Here is a 17,927-nt window from a genome sequence, read left to right on the forward strand (position 1 = left end):
GTCATTCCGCGCCCGTCAGCCTAGGTTGCATCCCTGAAACCGCAGCGTGACAGGGTCCCCACAGAATGGCGCACTCCGACAACCCCGCCGATCCCTTCAAAAAGGCGCTGGCAGAGGCCACCAAGGTGCTGGCGGACGACCCCGACCTTAACGTCTCCTACTCGGTCGATCCCGCCGGGGTGTCGGGCGATTCCATGCGCCTGCCCCAGATCAGCCGCCGCATGACCAAGGACGAGGTTTTGCAGGCCCGCGGCACCGCCGACGCGCTGGCCCTGCGCCACAAGTATCACGATGCGGGCACCCACACCCGCTACTGCCCTCCCGGCGACATGGCCCGCGATCTTTACGAGGCGATGGAAACCGCCCGGTGCGAGGCGATGGGCGCGCGCCACATGCCCGGCACCGCCGGCAATATCGATGCCAAGATCGGCGCCGAAGCCCGCCGCCGCGGCTATGATCAGATCACCGACGCCGCCGAGGCACCCCTGGCCAACGCCGCGGGCTATCTCATCCGCCACCTCGCCACCGGGCGCGACCTGCCCGACGGCGCGCGCAATGTCATGGAGCTCTGGAAAGGCTTCATCGAGGAGCAGGCCGGCGGCACCCTCGAGGACCTGCAGAGCAAACTGTCCGACCAGTCCGAATTCGCCCGCTTCGCCCGCCAGATCATCGACGACCTGGGCTATGGCGACCAGCTGGGCGACGACCCCGACGCGCTCGACGACGAGGACGAGACCGAGGCCGAGGCGGACCAGGAGGAAGAGGAACAGCCCGACAGCACCGGCGAGGATGACAGCGACGAGGCCGAGGCCGACGCCGATCCCGAGCAATCCCAGGATCAGCAGCAGGACGAGGCCCAGGCCCAGGTCAGCATGGACGACATGGCCGACCAGGAACAGGGCGACGAAACTGAAATGCCCGAAGGCGAGGCCCCGCTCGATCCCCCGCCCCCGCTGCCCATCTCGGACGCCGACCCGAATTACGCCGTCTACAATTCCGCCTTCGACGAGGAAATCCACGCCGAGGACCTGGCCGAGCCCATCGAGCTGGAACGCCTCCGCGCCTTCCTCGACCAGCAGCTGGAACCGTTGAAAGGCGCCGTCAGCCGCCTTGCCAACAAGCTGCAGCGCCGCCTTCAGGCACAACAGAACCGCTCGTGGGAATTCGACCGCGAAGAAGGCATCCTCGATGCCGGCCGCCTCGCCCGCGTCGTGGCAAACCCCACCACGCCGCTCAGCTTCAAGGTCGAAAAGGACACTGAGTTCCGCGACACTGTCGTCACGCTGCTCTTGGACAATTCCGGCTCCATGCGCGGGCGTCCCATCTCCATCGCCGCAATCTGCGCCGACGTGCTCGCGCGCACGCTTGAACGCTGCAACGTCAAGGTCGAGATCCTCGGATTCACCACCCGCGCGTGGAAAGGCGGCCAAAGCCGCGAGAGCTGGCTGAACGAAGGCCGCCCGCAACTGCCCGGCCGCCTGAACGACCTGCGCCACATCATCTACAAATCCGCCGACGCACCCATGCGCCGCACCCGTTCCAACCTGGGCCTGATGATGAAAGAAGGGCTCCTGAAGGAAAACATCGACGGCGAGGCGCTGGAATGGGCGCACCGGCGGCTTGCCGGCCGGCGCGAGGCGCGCAAGATCCTGATGGTCATCTCCGACGGCGCCCCGGTGGACGATTCCACCCTGTCGGTGAACCCCGCCAACTATCTCGAAAAGCACCTGCGCGACGTGATCGCCATGGTCGAACGCCGCAAGCAGGTGGAACTTCTGGCCATCGGTATCGGCCACGACGTGACACGCTATTACAACCGCGCCGTCACCATCACCGACGCCGACCAGCTGGCCGGGGTGATGACCGAACAGCTCGCAGCGCTCTTCGACAGCGACCCGCGCGCCCGCGCCCGCGTCATGGGGATGAAGCGCGCCAGCTAGGCATCTGAAGCGGCTACGGATTTCACCTCTGGCGCATGCGGAATTTTGCAAAATTCCGCGCTGGAAAATTCCAATTTTCCAACCCGATTTCTTGCAAGAAATCGGCTCCCCTCACCGCCGCACTTGCACTTCACCCCGCGCGGCCCTAGCACTTTGCCCATGACAGATCTGCCCGACACCGTCTTCCAGTCCTTCACCGAAACGTCTTCGCCCGAGCAGGGCCCGCCGCGCCTGAAACTCCTGCGCGCGGAACTGGAGCGCGAGGGCGTCGACGGTTTCATGATCCCCCGCGCCGACGCGCATCAGGGCGAATACGTCGCGGCGGGCGACGAGCGTCTGGCCTGGCTCACCGGCTTCACCGGCTCGGCGGGCTTTTGCATCGTGCTGCAGGACATCGCCGGCGTCTTCATCGACGGCCGTTACCGCGGCCAGGTCCGCGCCCAGGTCGACACCGATCACTTCACCCCTGTGGACTGGCCCGAGACGCGGCCTGCCGGATGGCTGAAGGCGCACCTGCCGAACGGCGGAACGGTCGCCTACGACCCTTGGCTCTACACGCCCGAACAGATCACCGCGATCGAGGACGGCCTCAAGGACACGCGGATCACGCTCACCCCCACCGAAAACCTTCTCGACCGCACCTGGCCCGACCGCCCGGCCCCGCCCACGGGCGCGGTGCGCGTCTATCCCGACGACCTCGCCGGCAAATCCCACGCCGACAAGCGCCGCGAGCTCGCCGAGACCCTGGCGGAGGACGGCCACCGCGCCGCCATCCTCACCCTGCCCGATTCCATTGCGTGGCTTCTGAACATCCGGGGCAGCGACATCCCCCGCAACCCGATCCCGCACGCCTTCGCAATCCTGCACGACGACGCCAAGGTCGATCTCTACATCGACCCCGCTAAACTCGACGACACTGTGCGCACCCATCTGGTCGAGGACATCACCCTTGCTCTGCCGCAGGATTTCGAACCCGCCATCAGCGCCCTCTCCGGCCCCGTCCGGCTCGACCACGGCTCGGTGCCCCTGCGCATCGTGACGCTGCTCGAAGACGCCGGCACCGACACCGCCTATGCCGGCGATCCCTGCATCCTGCCCAAGGCCTGCAAGACCGACGCCGAGATCGCCGCCACCACCAAGGCGCATCTGCGCGACGCCGCCGCCATGTGCACCTTCCTTGCGTGGTTCGACGCCCAGGCCCCCGGCACGATCACCGAAATCGACGTGGTGAAAAAGCTCGAGGCCTGCCGCCGCGACACCGGCGCGCTCCTGGATATCTCCTTCGACACCATCGCCGGCTCCGGCCCGCACGGCGCCCTGCCGCATTACCGCGTCTCGGAGGCGACCGACCGCACGCTTCAGGACGGCGACCTGCTCGTCCTCGACAGCGGCGGGCAGTACCAGGACGGCACCACCGACATCACCCGCACGCTCGCCATAGGTCAGCCCGGCGACACCGAGCGCGCCGCCTTCACCCGTGTGCTGCAAGGCATGATCGCCATGAGCCGCGCGCGCTGGCCCAAGGGCCTTGCGGGCCGCGATCTTGACGCCATCGCCCGTTACCCCCTCTGGCTCGCCGGGCAGGATTACGATCACGGCACCGGCCACGGCGTCGGCGTGCACTTATGCGTCCACGAAGGCCCGCAGCGCCTGTCGCGCGCCTCGACCGAGCCCTTGCAACCCGGCATGATCCTGTCGAACGAGCCGGGCTACTACCGCGAAGGCGCCTTCGGCATCCGCATCGAAAACCTCGTGGTGGTCACCCCCGCCCCGGCCCTCCCCGATGGCGACGATACCCGCCAGATGCTGCACTTCACCACGCTCAACTACGTGCCCATCGACCGCCGCCTGATCGACGCAGCCGCGCTCTCGGACCCCGAACGCGATTGGCTCAACGCCTATCACGCCACCTGCCGCGACCGCATCGGGCCGCGTCTCGACGACGCCTCGCGCGACTGGCTGACCGGGGCCACCGCGCCCCTCTGACATGAAACTGTGACATGCCTGCGCGACACCGCACAGGCCAACAGCTTGACACCGGGGCCTGTCCCGGTGCCTAAAGTGGCTTCACGAGGGAAGGAAAAGACATGGCAAAGATCACGATCCACAAGGCAGACGGCACATGGACGGTCCGCGCAGGCGGCGCGGTGCTGGTCGAAAGCAGGAACGCATTGGTTCTGGCCGAGGAGGGCCTGAACGACGTGATCTATTTCCCGCGCGAAGACATCGCCATGGCCTTCCTCGACGAAAGCGATCACCGCACCACCTGCCCGCACAAGGGCGAGGCCAGCCATTTCTCGATCGTCACCAAGAGCAAGACCCTGGAAAACGCCGCCTGGAGCTACGAGGACCCCAAGCCCGACGTGGCCCGGATCAAGGACCACCTCGCATTCTACTCCTCCGACGATGTCACCGTCGAACAGGTCTGACGCGCCAGATTATTCGTGCGAATAATCTCACCTGAAATTCTTCGTACGAAGAATTTCAGGCCCCCACCGCCGCCTCGCGCGGGCTGCGGCGGCGCGGAAACGGCACCAGTTTGCCGCTCTCCTCGTCCCACAGTTTCAGCCGGAAACTGGCCAGCGCCTCGCGCCAGCGGATCTCGTCATGCACGCGCAGGTCGTCGGGCAGGTTCTTCTGCGCCCGGCGCAGGTTGTAGGACGGGATCTGCGGGTTGTAATGGTGCAGATCGTGATAGGCGATGTTGCCGGTCCCGATATCCCACCAATGCCCCAGGTCCAGGCTCGACGAACCTTCCAGCGTCGCCTTGCGGAAATCAAGGTCCGGCTTGCGATCCCAGTAGGTGTCCTCGAAATTATGCTGCAAGTAGACAAGGAACACCCCGATCACGCCGGCCAGCACCGCGCTTGCGCCCAGCACCACCAGCCCAGGCACCCCAAGCAGCGCCCAGACCGCCGCGACATAGGCGGCGACCGCGATGTTGTGCGCCACCACGCCCCACGGGCCCACCTTCATGGTGTTCACCGGCCAGCGATAGGCGATGAAATAGGCATAGATCCCGCCCAGGCTCAGCATCACGACCGGGTTGCGATAGATCCGGTACCACACCCGCGTCCAGGCTCCGGCATCCCGCCATTCCTGCAAGGTCATGGTATAGACCTCGGTGGTCTCGCGATGCTCCAGATTGCCCAGATAGGCATGGTGCTGGTTGTGATTGAACTGCATCACCCGGTAGGGCGTCAGCGAAAACACCGACAGGACATGCCCCGCCACGTCGTTCGCCCACCGCGTCGCGAACAGCGAATAATGCCCGCAATCATGCTGCAACACGTAAAGCCGCACCGACGCGAAGGACAACACCACGACACACGGCAGCACCGCCCACCAGGCCGGCCAGGCCCACGCGCCGAGGCCCAGAGCAGCGCCATAGACGGCGAAGGTCGCGCCAAGGCTCAGCGCGCCCATCCCGTCGGACTTTTGCGCATAATCCCTAAGATAGTCTCGGATGGTCATGATCGACTGCCCCTCAAAGGACGGACAAGAAAAAACGACACAACAGGAATGATACCGTGGACAAGTGTAATTTGAAACTATTTCAGTGATTTGCAAGGGTCGTTCGTGAAATTTCATCGCGCGCGTCGCGGCGCCGAAAACAAGGAGGCAACATGCACAAGGTCAAGGCAATCTTCGCGTTGGTGGCCGCCATTCTCTTCGCCATGTCTCCGGTCTACAGCAGCGGGTTCAACGGCTTCAGCGCCGGGCAGTTCCCGATCCCCCAGGACACCCCCCCGGTTCAGCCTGCCGGCTATGCCTTCTCCATCTGGGGGCTGATCTACATCTGGCTTCTGGCAGGGGCGCTGTTCGGATTGATCAACCGCTACGACGACCCGGCCTGGGACGCGATGCGTTGGCCCTACATCGTCAGCCTCGTCCTCGGCTCGGCCTGGATCCCGGTGGCCAATATCAGCCCCGCCTGGGCCACGGCGCTGATCTGGCTGATGTGGGGCACCGCTGCGCTGGCGCTCATGCGGGCGGGCACGCGCGACAGGATCTGGCTGCGCACGCCGATCGCGCTCTATACCGGCTGGCTGACCGCCGCGTCCTGCGTGGCGCTCGGCCTCCTGCTGCCGGGCTACGGGGTCCTGTCCCAATCGACGGCCGCCCTGCTGATGATCGCGCTGGCGCTGGCCCTGTCGGCGGCAATGCTGGCCCTGCGTCCCGACACGCCGGAATTCGCCGCCGCGGTCGTCTGGGCGCTGGTCGGCATCGCCGTCACCAACGCCGATCCCGTCAACTGGCCGGTGCTCGCGCTCAGCGGCGCGGGGGTGGTCGCCCTCGCGCTCCTCGTGCTGCGCGGCCGGCCCGACCGCCTCAGCTAGGGCCCCGCCCCTTGATGTGCTTGCGCAGCTTCGACGGCCCGGCCTTCTTCTTGGCCTTGTAGGGGTTCTTGTCCGATTGCGACCGCAGGGTCAGGCGAATGGGCGTGCCCGGCATGTCAAAGTCTTCCCGCAACCCGTTGACAAGATAGCGCGAATAGCTCGCCGGCATCTTGTCGGGATGGCTGCACATCACCACAAATCCCGGCGGCCGCGTCTTGGCCTGGGTCATGTAGCGCAGCTTGATCCGACGCCCGCCCGGCGCGGGCGGCGGGTGCGCCTCCAGCACGCCGGTCAGCCAGCGATTGAGCCGCGCCGTGCTGACCCGCCGGTTCCACACGTCATAGGCCTTCTCGATGGCGGCGTGCAGCCGGTCCAGCCCTTTGCCCGTCTTGGCCGAGACCGTCACCAGAGGCGCGCCGCGCAGCTGCGGCAACAGCCGCTCGAACGCCTCGCGCAGGTCGCGCAGCTTGCCCTGCTTGTCGTCCTCGATGTCCCACTTGTTCACCGCCACGACCACCGCGCGCCCCTCGCGCTCCGCGAGGTCGGCGATGCGCAGATCCTGCTGCTCGAATGGAATGGCGGCATCCAGCAGAACCACCACGACCTCGGCGAACTTCACCGCCCGCAAACCGTCGCTCACCGACAGTTTTTCCAGCTTTTCCTGCACCTTGGCCTTCTTGCGCATCCCGGCGGTGTCGAAGATCCGCATCGGCAGCCCGTCCCAGTCCATCTTGACCGAAATGGCATCCCGCGTGATCCCCGCCTCGGGCCCGGTCAACAGCCGGTCCTCGCCCAGGATCTTGTTGATCAGCGTGGACTTGCCCGCGTTGGGCCGCCCCACCACCGCCACCTGAAGGGGGCGCGCCTTGGTGGGCTTGCGCACGCCCTCGGGGTCCGCCTCGCCATCTTCGTCCACCGCCACGTCCACCTCGGGCGCCTCCGCCTCGGCCCGCTCGGCGTACCCGTCGGCCAGCGGCAACAGCGCCGTGTAAAGGTCGTGCATCCCCTCGCCATGCTCGGCGGACAGGCGGATCGGCTCGCCCAGCCCCAGGCTGTAGGCCTCCAGCACGCCGGCATCAGCGGCGCTGCCCTCGGACTTATTGGCGGCGACAAAGACGTGATCGGCCCGCTTGCGCAGGATCTCGGCGAACATCTCGTCCAGCGCCGTCACCCCGGCCCGCGCGTCGATCAGGAACAGGCACACATCGGCCATGTCCACCGCCCGCTCGGTCAGCTTGCGCATCCGGCCCTCGAGGCTGTCGTCGGTGGCATCCTCCAGCCCGGCGGTGTCGATCACCGTGAACCGCAGGTCGGCCAGCCGCGCATCGCCCTCGCGCAGGTCGCGCGTCACGCCCGGCTGGTCGTCGACCAGCGCCAGCCGCTTGCCCACCAGCCGGTTGAACAGCGTGGATTTGCCCACGTTGGGGCGGCCCACGATTGCCAGTGTGAAACTCATCTTGTCAGGCTCCGGATCGGATGAACCGCGCGGACCCTGCGCATCAGGGCCCCTGCGAAAGCGCCCTGTTACACCATGTCCGGCTTAACGGAAAGCCATCAACTGGCCCTTGGACGACACGACATACAGCGTGTTTCCGGCCACCACCGGGTTGGTCGTCGCCCCGCCCGGCATCTGCACCTGTCCCAGAGATGCGCCATTGGTCGGGTCGAAGAACCGCATCAGCCCGTCGCTCGACGCGATGATCAGCCGGCCCCCGGCGATGATCGGCCCGTGATGGGCAAAGATCCGCGCCTGTTTCTTGGGCTTCGACTTGGTGAAGAACGGCAGCTTCACGCCCCACAGGCGCCGCCCGTCGGATTGCGCCAGCCGCAGAAGCTCGTTGCGGTCCGACACCATGAAGATCGAGTCGCCCGCGGGCCACACCCGATAAAGCGGCCCGTCTGCGGCGGTCCACAGCCGCTCGCCATTGCCAAGGTTCAGCGCCACGGTCCGTCCGCTGTGGTTGCCGGCAAAGATCGTGTTCCCCTCGATCACGGGCTCGCCGGTCACATCCTCGATGATCCCCGAGGAATAGCCCCGCCGCTTGCCCGCGATCTGCGTGGTCCAGCGGCGCAGGCCGCCCTTCAGGAACGCGCCTTGCACCTCGCCCGAGCCAAAGCCGAAGACCACGTACTTGTCCGAAACGGCGGGCGACGGCGCGCCCAGCACGTTGCGGATGTCCGAAGTCGCCTCCAGCTGCCACGCGATGCGCCCGTCCGTGCGGTCCAGCGCCCAGGCCAGCTCGTCGCCCGCGACGGCATAGACAAGGTCCCCGGCCACGGTCGGGCTGCCCGATCCGGTGGCCCGCAGGTTCTGCTGCCACTGGACCTGCCCGGTGGCGGCGTCGATCGCCGTCAACAGGCCAAAGCCCGACGACACGAACAGCTGTCCGTTGTCATAGGCCAGACCGCCGCCGCTGCCGTCGATGGCACCGTCATTCGCGGGCACCAGGTCGCGGGTCCAGATCACCTGGCCCGAAGTGCTGACCGCCGTCACCTGGGCGCGGGAATCCAGCGTGTAGACACGACCGCCCCCGACCACCGGATCGGCGGTGATGCGCGACTTGCGGCTGTCGCCCTGCCCGATATTCGCCGTCCAGGCCAGCTGCGGCGTGCCGCGTAGCGCCGGATGCGCCACCCGCGTGCGGGCATTGGAAATGCTCTGGGCCCAGCTGGCGTTGCTGCGGGCCGCCGGCAGCGCCAGCGGCGGTACCGCGCCCGAGACCGCCTGCGGCGCCAGCGCCGAGTCACCCGGCTCGGTCTGCAGGATGTCGCTGATCTCCTGGCGCTCGCCGGTCAGGATGTTTTCCTTCTTCGCACAGGCCGCAACAAGGCACAGCGCACTCAGGCCAATCACTCCCGCTAACGTCTTCACCGCCATCGCCCCCGTACTTTTCAGCCGGCGTCGCCCTCTGGGGCCGCCGGAACGCTTAGTTGCCGTCGGTCTCGCCGACCGGCTCCTCTTCAATGTCACCGTCAAGCGCAACAATCAACTGCTCGACGCGCCGACGCAAGCCCGCTGTGGCTTCCGCGCTTTCATAGAGGCCGCGCAGCCGCTCCAGCGCCGCGTCCCGGTCGCCCGCCTCCAGGTCGACCAGCGCCAGCTGCTCCTCGGCCAGAAGCCGCACGATGCCGCCGCTCGCCGCCATGCCCTCCAGCCGGGCGCGCTTGTCCTCGGGGCTCAGGCCCGATCCGGGCAGCGCCACGGCCTTCAGCGTCGCGATCTGCCGATAGACCAGCGGCACGTCGGCCGAGTCGGCCAGGCGCAATAGCTGATCGGCGGTCTGGGGTGCGTTGTCGGCCCCGCCCTCGCCCGCCGCCAGCAGACCCACGATGGCACGCGCCCCGCCGGTTTCGGGCTGGATGGCGTCCAGCGCGGCATTGCGCGCGGCCGCGTCCTCCTCGCCCAACGCCGCGATGATCGCGTCGCCCAGCGCCTCGGCCTCGGCACGCTCCTGCGCCTTGCGCCACTCGTTGAAGGCCGCGCCCGCCACCAGCAGCAGCACCGCCAGGATGCCGATCCAGCCATACCGCTTGAAATTGCGGTACAGCCGGTCGCGGCGGACCTCCTCGGTCACCTCGTCGATGAAACTGTCAGACTGGCTCACTGCGCATTGCCCTTCTTCGAAATTTCGCCCCTCTTACCGCGTCACTCCGGCCCTGCCAAGGGGCGCCCCGCCACATCGCGCACGCGCGCGGGCGCCCACGCGTCGCGGCGGGTTGAACAATGCCGGCAAAGAGACTAATCTAAACCGGACAGTTCAGCGTAAACCGCGTTAAAGACGCATGGCGATCGACGCCAAGCGCCCGTAAACTCACGCAAACGACTCTCGGAAAGTTATTTCATGCGCCTGTTTCCCATCTTCGCCGCCATCCTGGTCTGCGCGGCCATCTACGCGCTCGTGATGGAACGCGACAGCATCGCGGCGCTCTTCGCGCCGGTCGAGGACACCGAACTGGCCGAGGCGGTCGCGCCGGACACCGATCAGGGCGACGACCCCCTGGCCGAAACCCCCGAGGAACGCGAAGGCACCGTCGGCGTCGTCGCCCTGCGCTCCACCGCGCGCACGATCGACACCGCCGTCACCGTGCGCGGCCAGACCGAGGCCGACCGCCAGGTCGAGCTGCGGGCCGAAACCCCCGGCCAGATCGTCTCGGAACCCATTCGCAAGGGTGCCTTCGTCGAAGAGGACCAGACGCTTTGCCAGATCGACCCCGGCACGCGCGAGGCCAACCTGGCCGAGGCGCTGGCCCGCCTGGCCGAGGCCCGGTCCCGCATCCCCGAGGCAGAGGCCGCCGTCCCCGAGGCCGCCGCCCGCGTCGAGGAAAGCCGCGCCCGCCTGGTCGAGGCCCGCGCCGTGCTCAGCGAGGCCGAGATCAACGCCAACGCCGCCGACAAGCTCTCGACCGACGGGTTCGCCTCCCAGACCCGCGTGGCCCAGACCAAGGCCGCCGTCGAAGGCGCCAAGGCCCAGATCACCAGCGCCGAGGCCGCGCTCAAGGCCGCTGAATCGGGCCAGGAAACCGCCGCCGCGGGCATCGAGGCCGCCCGCTCGGGCGTCGAAAGCGCCCAGGCCGCCGTCGCCTCCGCCCGCAAGGAAATCGAGCGCCTGACGATCAAGGCCCCGTTCTCGGGCCTGCTGGAATCCGACACCGCCGAGCTTGGCAGTCTTCTTCAGGCCGGATCGCTCTGCGCCACCGTGATCCAGCTCGATCCGATCATGCTGGTCGGCTACATCCCCGAAACCGAAATCGCCAAGGTCAGCGCCGGCGCGCCCGCAACCGCGCGGCTCGCCTCCGGCGGCACGGTCGAGGGCGAGGTCACCTTCATCTCCCGCGCCGCCGACCCCACCACCCGCACCTTCCGTGTCGACATCCGCGTCCCGAACGAGGATCTCGCCCTGCGCGACGGCCAGACCGCCGAGATCCGCATCGAATCGGAGGGCGTGAAGGCGCACCTGCTGCCGCAATCGGCGCTCACGCTCGACGATGACGGCGCCCTGGGCGTGCGTATCGTCAGCCCCGACAAGACGGCACAGTTCAAACCCGTGACCCTGCTGCGCGACAGCCCCACCGGCGTCTTCGTCGCCGGCCTGGAAGAAACCTCGGACGTCATCATCCTGGGCCAGGAATTCGTCGCCGACGGCGTCCCTGTCGAACCCGCCTTCAGGGAGACCATACAATGACCGGCATCGTCGACTGGGCCTCGCAACGCGCCCGGATGGTGATCGCCTTCATCATCCTGTCGATCGTCGCGGGCACCACCGCCTACATCTCCCTGCCCAAGGAAGGCGAACCGGATATCGAGATCCCGGCCCTTTTCGTCTCGGTCAACTTCCCCGGCATCTCGGCCGAGGATTCCGAGAAGCTGCTGGTCAAGCCCATGGAAACCGAGCTGTCGGATCTCGACGGTCTCAAGGAAATGACCGGCACGGCGGCGGAAAACTACGCCGGCGTGGCGCTGGAATTCGAATTCGGCTGGGACAAGACCCAGATCATGGCCGACGTGCGCGACGCCATGAACGCCGCCGAGGCCGACTTCCCCGAAGGCGCCGAGCAATACACGATCAACGAGATCAACTTCTCTGAATTCCCCATCATCATCGTGTCGCTCTCCGGCCCGGTCCCCGAACGCACGCTGGCCCGCATCGCCAAGGACCTGCAGGACCGGCTCGAAGGGCTGGAGCCCGTGCTCGAGGCCGGCATTGCCGGCAACCGCGACGAGATGGTCGAGGTGGTCATCGACCCCCTGCGACTCGAGGCCTACAACGTCACCGCCAACGAGCTTCTGAATGTCGTCCAGAACAACAACCAGCTGATTGCGGCAGGCGAGGTCGACAGCGCCCAGGGCGCGTTCTCGGTCAAAATCCCCTCGTCATTCGACGACACCGGCGACATCTACGACCTTCCGGTCAAGACCAATGGCGACCGCGTCGTCACGCTGGGCGATCTGGCGCGCATCAACCTGACCTTCGAGGACCGCGCCGGCACCGCCCGCTTCAACGGCGAGACGGCGATTGCCCTGCAGGTGGTCAAGCGCAAGGGCTTCAACATCATCGACACCGCCGCCCTGGTGCGCGACACCGTGGCCGAGGCCGAGGACACCTGGCCGTCCGAACTTCAGGTCGCGGTGCAGGTCGACACCTCCAACGATCAATCCCGCATCATCGCCTCCATGGTCTCGCAACTCGAAGGCTCGGTGCTGACCGCCATCGCGCTGGTGATGATCGTCACGCTGGCCGCGCTCGGCATCCGCCCCGCCCTTCTGGTGGGTTTCGCCATCCCCACCTCGTTCCTGCTTTGCTTCGCGCTCCTGGCGGTGATGGGCGTGCCGGTGTCGAACATCGTCATGTTCGGCCTGATCCTCGCCGTGGGGATGCTGGTCGACGGCGCCATCGTCGTGGTCGAATACGCCGACAAGAAAATCGCCGAGGGCGAAGGCCCGATGCACGCCTATGTCGCCGCCGCCAAACGCATGTTCTGGCCGGTGGTCAGTTCCACCGCCACCACGCTCTGCGCCTTCCTGCCCATGCTCTTCTGGCCCGGCGTGCCGGGACAGTTCATGATGATGCTGCCCGTCACGCTCATCTTCGTGCTGTCGGCCTCGCTGCTGGTCGCGCTGGTCTACCTGCCCGTCATGGGCGGCGTCACGGGCCGCATCGAGCGTTGGTTCACCCAGCGGATCGAATCCATCGCCACCACCCGCTGGTATCTGCATATCGCGCTCGCCGTGCTCGCCGTGGGCGGCCTCATGCTGGCCGGTCAGGCCATCGGCCCCCTTGCCCGGCAGGCCGGGGCACAGTTCGCGGGCATGGACGGCGGCGACATCCTCGGCTCCGTCATCCCGTCGCTTCTGACGGCCTTCGGCCTCGGCCTCGGCATGGTTCTCGCCGGCGGCGTGGCCCTCGCGGGCGCACTCACCGCGCTCCTCTGCGTGCTGGCGCTTTTCCGCCGCCTGTCGCTCCTGTGGCAAAGCGTTGACGCCTGGCAGGCCCGCAAGCTGCCCTTCCCCATGGCCCGCGGCCTGATCTTCGCGGCGGCCGCCATCGGCGCCGCCTGGGCCTCCGGGATCGGCTGGGCCGCCGCCATCGTGCTCGCGCTCATCGTCTTCGCCGCCATCGCGATCCGGCAATATACCCGCCTGCACCGGGCGCAACGCATCGACGCGGGCTATCGCCGCTCGCCCTTCGGCTGGGTGATCCACGCCATCGCCGCCAACCCGATCATGCCGCTGGTGGCCTTCTGCGCCATCTTCGTCTTCGTCGGCTCGGTGCTGATGTTCTACATCAACAACAACAACGGCACCGAGTTCTTCGTCGACTCCGAACCCGAGAACGCCATCGTCTATGTCCGCGCCCGCGGCAACCTGTCGATCGGCCAGAAGGACGCGCTCGTGCGCGAGGCCGAGGAGGTCGTGCTGGAGCATCCCAACGTCCTCTCGGCCTTCTCCTTTGCCGGCGACGGCGGGCTGAACAACAACACCGGCGGCGCCGCCCCCCCGCTCGACACGATCGGCCAGGTCCAGTTCGAACTGATCAAGTGGGAGGACCGCCCGACCACCTTTGAGACCTGGTTCACCATCCCGGTCCTCGGCTACGACGTGCAGCGCCGCGTCAACGACCCCGTGGCGGGCGGTGAACGCACCATCGACGAACTGACCGCCCGGCTCGAACGGATCCCCGGCATGAAGGTCGAGATCCTGTCGCTCGAACAGGGCCCCGCCTCGGCCAAGCCCGTGCACCTGCGGCTCAAGGGCGACAACTGGCAGGAGCTTCAGGACTTCACCGCCCGCGCCCGCGAAAAGTTCGAAGAGACCCGCGGCCTGGACCTGGTCGAGGACACGCTCCCCCTGCCCGGCATCGACTGGCAGATCGACGTCGACGTGGAAAAGGCCGGCCGCTTCGGCGCCGACGTGGCCACCGTGGGCGCGATGGTCCAGCTGGTGACCCGCGGCATCCTGCTCGACACCATGCGCGTGCCCTCCTCGGACGAGGAAATCGACATCCGCGTCCGCCTGCCCGCCGAGGACCGCGTTCTGTCTACCCTGGATGAACTCAAGGTGCGCACCGATGACGGCCTCGTGCCGCTGTCGAACTTCATCACCCGTCAGCCGGTGCCCAAGCTCGCCCAGATCGACCGCGTCGACCAGACCCGCTATTTCGACGTCAAGGCCGCCGTGGTGGACGGGCTCACCGTCACCACCACCGGCGAAAACGGCGAGGAAACCCAAGCACCCCTCACCGCCAACGAACGCATCGAAACCCTGACGGCATGGCTCGAAAGCGCCGACATGCCGCGCAGCGTCTCCTACGAATGGACCGGCGACGCCGAGGACCAGGAAGAATCCGGCGCCTTCCTGCAACAGGCCTTCCTGGGCGCCCTGGGCCTGATGTTCATCATCCTGCTGGCGCAGTTCAACTCGGTCTACAACGCCGTGCTGGTGCTTCTCGCGGTGATCCTGTCCACCACCGGCGTGCTGATCGGGATGCTGGTGATGAATCAGCCGTTCTCCATCATCATGACCGGAACCGGCATCGTGGCGCTGGCGGGCATCGTGGTGAACAACAACATCGTGCTGATCGACACCTACCAGGAATATTCCCGCTACATGCCGCGGATCGAGGCCATCACGCGGACGGCCGAGGCGCGCATCCGCCCGGTCCTGCTGACCACGATCACCACCATGGCGGGCCTCGCGCCGATGATGTTCGGCCTCAGCCTCGATTTCTTCGCCGGCGGCTACACCTTCAACAGCCCCACCGCGCTGTGGTGGAAACAGCTGGCCACCGCGGTCGTCTTCGGCCTGGGCATCGCCACGGTACTGACGCTGGTCTTCACGCCTTCGATGCTGGCGCTGCGCATCTGGGCCACGACCTACGTGCTCTGGGGCGCCCAGCTGCTGGCCAAGCTCTCTTTCGGCCGCTCCAGCCGCGCCGCCCGCGACTGGGCCCTCTCGCGCCAGGCCGCCCGCGTACGCGCGCCCGAGATCATCTGGACCGAAGGCATCCCCGATATCGCCGCCTACGAGGACGACACCACCCAGCCCGAACTCGCCCTCGAAGACGTCAAGGGCGTGCTGGCCGACCGCAAGGCGGCGCAGTCCGGCTCGGACGACGACGACGACACACCGCCCAAGGACAAATCCCTCCGCGCCGCCGAGTAAGCCCGCGTAGGGTGGGTGAAAGCCCACGCGCCACGACGCCCGGAGGCGCGCCGCGAGCAAGCCCGCGTAGGGTGGGTGAAAACCCACGCGCCGCAACGCCCGGAGGCGCGGCGCTCACCCCTCGTCCTGCGGCGCGATCTCCAGCGTCACGACCGTTTGCGCCTCGTCCGTCCCGGTGCTGCCGACGACGGTCACCACCATACCGACCCGCAAGTCCGGCCATAGGTCGGGAAAATCGGACGCCCGCGCCCGGAACAAGGGGTTGCCGGCCTTCGCACACCAGATATGCGCGACGCCTCCGTCATCGGAAAAATACAGGATCGTACCGCGGAACATGTCGTCTCTTGCTTTGCGCGTCTTCAGCGTCGGCCGCTCGCACCAAAACCAGAAAGAACTCTTGAAAAACGGGCCGTGAAGCACCGCTTTAACGCAGGTCGCCCACCCACTTCCACAAGGAAATAGACGCCTGACGCGACGTATCCAGAAAAGAAATTAAGGCCGCGCGTCCCGGGCAAAACCGTCCCCCGGAACACAAGCCGAACAGGGCGCCGTCCACGGGTCCGTCGCGTCCATCAGGCTGCCTCCGCCCCCCCCGCAAGGCGAGGCAGAGACAACGCCGCCCCGCGCGCCACAAGCCGCCTCAGGCCGCGCGCTCGCGTTCGCTGGCCTGCCGCGCCCAGAGCCCCGCATAGCGCCCCTCCCGCGCCAGCAGCTCGGCATGGGTGCCTTCCTCCACGATCCGCCCGTCTTCCAGCACCACGATCCGGTCCGCATCCGCCACCGTCGACAAACGGTGCGCGATGGTGATCACCGTGCGCCCCTCGCCCGCCCGGCGCAGCGCGTCCTGGATCTCTCGCTCGGTCTCGGTGTCCAGGGCACTCGTCGCCTCGTCCAGCAGCAGGATCGGCGGGTCCTTCAGCAGGGTGCGCGCGATGCCCACCCGCTGCTTCTCGCCACCCGACAGCTTCAGGCCCCGCTCGCCCACCTGCGTCTCGTACCCCTTGGGCAGGCGCGCGATGAACTCGTGGATCTGCGCCGCCTTCGCCGCCGCCTCGATCTCGTCCTGCGTGGCCCCGTCGCGGCCATAGGCGATGTTGTACCCGATCGTGTCGTTGAACAGCACCGTGTCCTGCGGCACCACGCCGATGGCGGCGTGCAGGCTCTCCTGCGTCACGCCGCGCACGTCCTGCCCGTCGATCTCCAGCGCGCCGCCGCTCACGTCATAGAACCGGAACAGCAGCCGCCCGATGGTGGACTTGCCCGACCCCGACGGGCCGACCAGCGCCACCGTCTCTCCCGCCGCAACGCTCAGCGACACATCGTGCAGGATCGGTCTTTCCGGGTCATACCCGAAGGAAACCTCGCGAAACCGCACCGACCCACCTTCGATTTTCAAACCTTTTGCATCCGATCCGTCAGTCACATCCGGCGTTTGCTCTAACAAATCGAACATTTGCGCCATGTCGACCAGGCTCTGCCGGATTTCCCGGTAAACCGTGCCAAGAAAGTTCAGTGGCATGGTGATCTGGATCATGTAGGCGTTGACCATCACGAAATCGCCCACCGTCAACGCGCCGCTCTGCACGCCCATCGCCGCCATCACCATCACCGCCACCAGCCCGCCGGTGATCAGGAAGCTCTGCCCGACATTCAGGAAAGCCAGCGAATAGGACGTCTGCAAGGCCGCGCTCTCGTAGCCTTCCATCGCCCGGTCATACCGCGCCGCCTCGCGGCCCTCGGCGCCGAAATACTTCACCGTCTCGAAATTCAGCAGGCTGTCGATGGCCTTCTGGTTGGCATCGGTGTCCTGCTCGTTCATCCGCCGGCGCAGCTTGACCCGCCATTCCGTCACCTTGAAGGTGAAGACCGCGTAGGTCGCGATCACGCCCATCACCACGGCAAGATAGGAGAAATCGAACAGCGTCCACAGCACGACGCCGATCATCAGCAGTTCCAGGATCAGCGGCCCGACCGAGAACACCAGGAAGCGCAGCAGGAACTCCACGCTTTTCACGCCGCGCTCTATGATCCGGCTCAGCCCCCCGGTCTTGCGCGTCATGTGAAAGCGCATGGACATCTGGTGGATATGCTGGAACGTCTCCAGCGCCAGCCGCCGCAGACCGCGCTGCGCCACGGGTGCGAATATCGCGTCGCGCAACTGCTGGAAGCCCACGTTCATCAGCCGCGCCATGCCATAGGCCACGGTCAGCCCGATGGCCCCCGCGCCCAGCATCCACGCCGCCTCCTGGCCCTCTCCGGACAGCGAATCCACCGCCGCCTTGTAAAAGAACGGCGTGCCCACCGCCACGACCTTTGCCAGCACCAGCGCCATGAGCGCCAGCACCACCCTGCGCTTGGCCCAGCTCTGCCCCTCGGGCCACAGGTACGGCGCCACGCGCCGGATCACCTGAAGCGCGTTGTCCGGCATTTCCGTCGCTGTCGTGGGTCTGCGCCGCATCTGGTCTCCTTGGTTCCTCCGCTGACATA

Annotated in this window: 12 protein-coding genes; 6 read left to right on the forward strand and 6 right to left on the reverse strand. The window is 67.0% G+C overall.

The window, feature by feature from the left end; all coding sequences use genetic code 11:
* Positions 1-65: 65 nt before the first annotated feature.
* The 3 genes from cobT (at position 66) to FIU85_RS03440 (ending at position 4,369) form a co-directional block, all read left to right on the forward strand.
* Entirely contained in the window at positions 66-1,940 is a 1,875-nt protein-coding gene (gene cobT / locus FIU85_RS03430) for a cobaltochelatase subunit CobT (protein ID WP_152495856.1), read from the forward strand.
* Between the two features lie 159 nt (positions 1,941-2,099).
* The gene (locus FIU85_RS03435) at positions 2,100-3,926 is read left to right on the forward strand and encodes an aminopeptidase P family protein (RefSeq protein WP_152495857.1); all 1,827 of its coding nucleotides are present in this window, start codon (positions 2,100-2,102) and stop codon (positions 3,924-3,926) included.
* A 101-nt stretch (positions 3,927-4,027) separates the two neighbouring features.
* Positions 4,028-4,369: a DUF427 domain-containing protein gene (locus FIU85_RS03440; protein WP_152495858.1), complete on the forward strand. Its 342-nt coding sequence runs from the start codon at positions 4,028-4,030 to the stop codon at positions 4,367-4,369.
* Between the two features lie 55 nt (positions 4,370-4,424).
* Here FIU85_RS03440 and FIU85_RS03445 read toward each other — a convergent pair whose 3' ends face one another.
* Entirely contained in the window at positions 4,425-5,414 is a 990-nt protein-coding gene (locus tag FIU85_RS03445; RefSeq protein WP_152495859.1) for a fatty acid desaturase, read from the reverse strand.
* Positions 5,415-5,566: 152 nt separating this feature from the next.
* On the opposite strand from FIU85_RS03445, the gene FIU85_RS03450 reads away from it, so the two are divergent.
* Entirely contained in the window at positions 5,567-6,280 is a 714-nt protein-coding gene (locus tag FIU85_RS03450) for a TspO/MBR family protein (protein ID WP_152495860.1), read from the forward strand.
* Here the strand turns inward: FIU85_RS03450 and der are convergent.
* The 3 genes from der to FIU85_RS03465 form a co-directional block, all read right to left on the reverse strand.
* The gene (gene der / locus FIU85_RS03455; protein ID WP_152495861.1) at positions 6,273-7,736 is read right to left on the reverse strand and encodes a ribosome biogenesis GTPase Der; all 1,464 of its coding nucleotides are present in this window, start codon (positions 7,734-7,736) and stop codon (positions 6,273-6,275) included. The genes FIU85_RS03450 and der overlap by 8 nt on opposite strands.
* Before the next feature lie 84 nt (positions 7,737-7,820).
* Entirely contained in the window at positions 7,821-9,158 is a 1,338-nt protein-coding gene (locus tag FIU85_RS03460) for a PQQ-like beta-propeller repeat protein (protein WP_152495862.1), read from the reverse strand.
* A 49-nt stretch (positions 9,159-9,207) separates the two neighbouring features.
* Entirely contained in the window at positions 9,208-9,885 is a 678-nt protein-coding gene (locus tag FIU85_RS03465; protein ID WP_152495863.1) for a hypothetical protein, read from the reverse strand.
* Between the two features lie 237 nt (positions 9,886-10,122).
* On the opposite strand from FIU85_RS03465, the gene FIU85_RS03470 reads away from it, so the two are divergent.
* Together FIU85_RS03470 and FIU85_RS03475 are read left to right on the forward strand one after the other, a co-directional pair.
* Positions 10,123-11,463 (forward strand): efflux RND transporter periplasmic adaptor subunit, encoded by a 1,341-nt coding sequence (locus FIU85_RS03470; protein WP_152495864.1) that lies wholly within the window; start codon positions 10,123-10,125, stop codon positions 11,461-11,463.
* Positions 11,460-15,440 carry an efflux RND transporter permease subunit gene (locus FIU85_RS03475; RefSeq protein ID WP_152495865.1) on the forward strand — a complete coding sequence of 1,327 codons (3,981 nt, stop codon included), beginning with the start codon at positions 11,460-11,462 and terminating at the stop codon, positions 15,438-15,440. Before FIU85_RS03470 ends, FIU85_RS03475 begins: the two co-directional genes overlap by 4 nt.
* 114 nt (positions 15,441-15,554) lie before the next feature.
* On the opposite strand, the gene FIU85_RS03480 is transcribed toward FIU85_RS03475, so the two are convergent.
* Complete coding sequence (locus FIU85_RS03480) at positions 15,555-15,776, reverse strand: hypothetical protein (protein ID WP_152492061.1); 222 nt, start codon at positions 15,774-15,776, stop codon at positions 15,555-15,557.
* Positions 15,777-16,080: 304 nt separating this feature from the next.
* Positions 16,081-17,898: an ABC transporter ATP-binding protein/permease gene (locus FIU85_RS03485; RefSeq protein WP_152495866.1), complete on the reverse strand. Its 1,818-nt coding sequence runs from the start codon at positions 17,896-17,898 to the stop codon at positions 16,081-16,083.
* Between the last annotated feature and the right edge of the window lie 29 nt (positions 17,899-17,927).

The sequence above is a fragment of the Roseovarius sp. THAF8 genome (assembly GCF_009363735.1).
Taxonomy (GTDB): domain Bacteria; phylum Pseudomonadota; class Alphaproteobacteria; order Rhodobacterales; family Rhodobacteraceae; genus Roseovarius.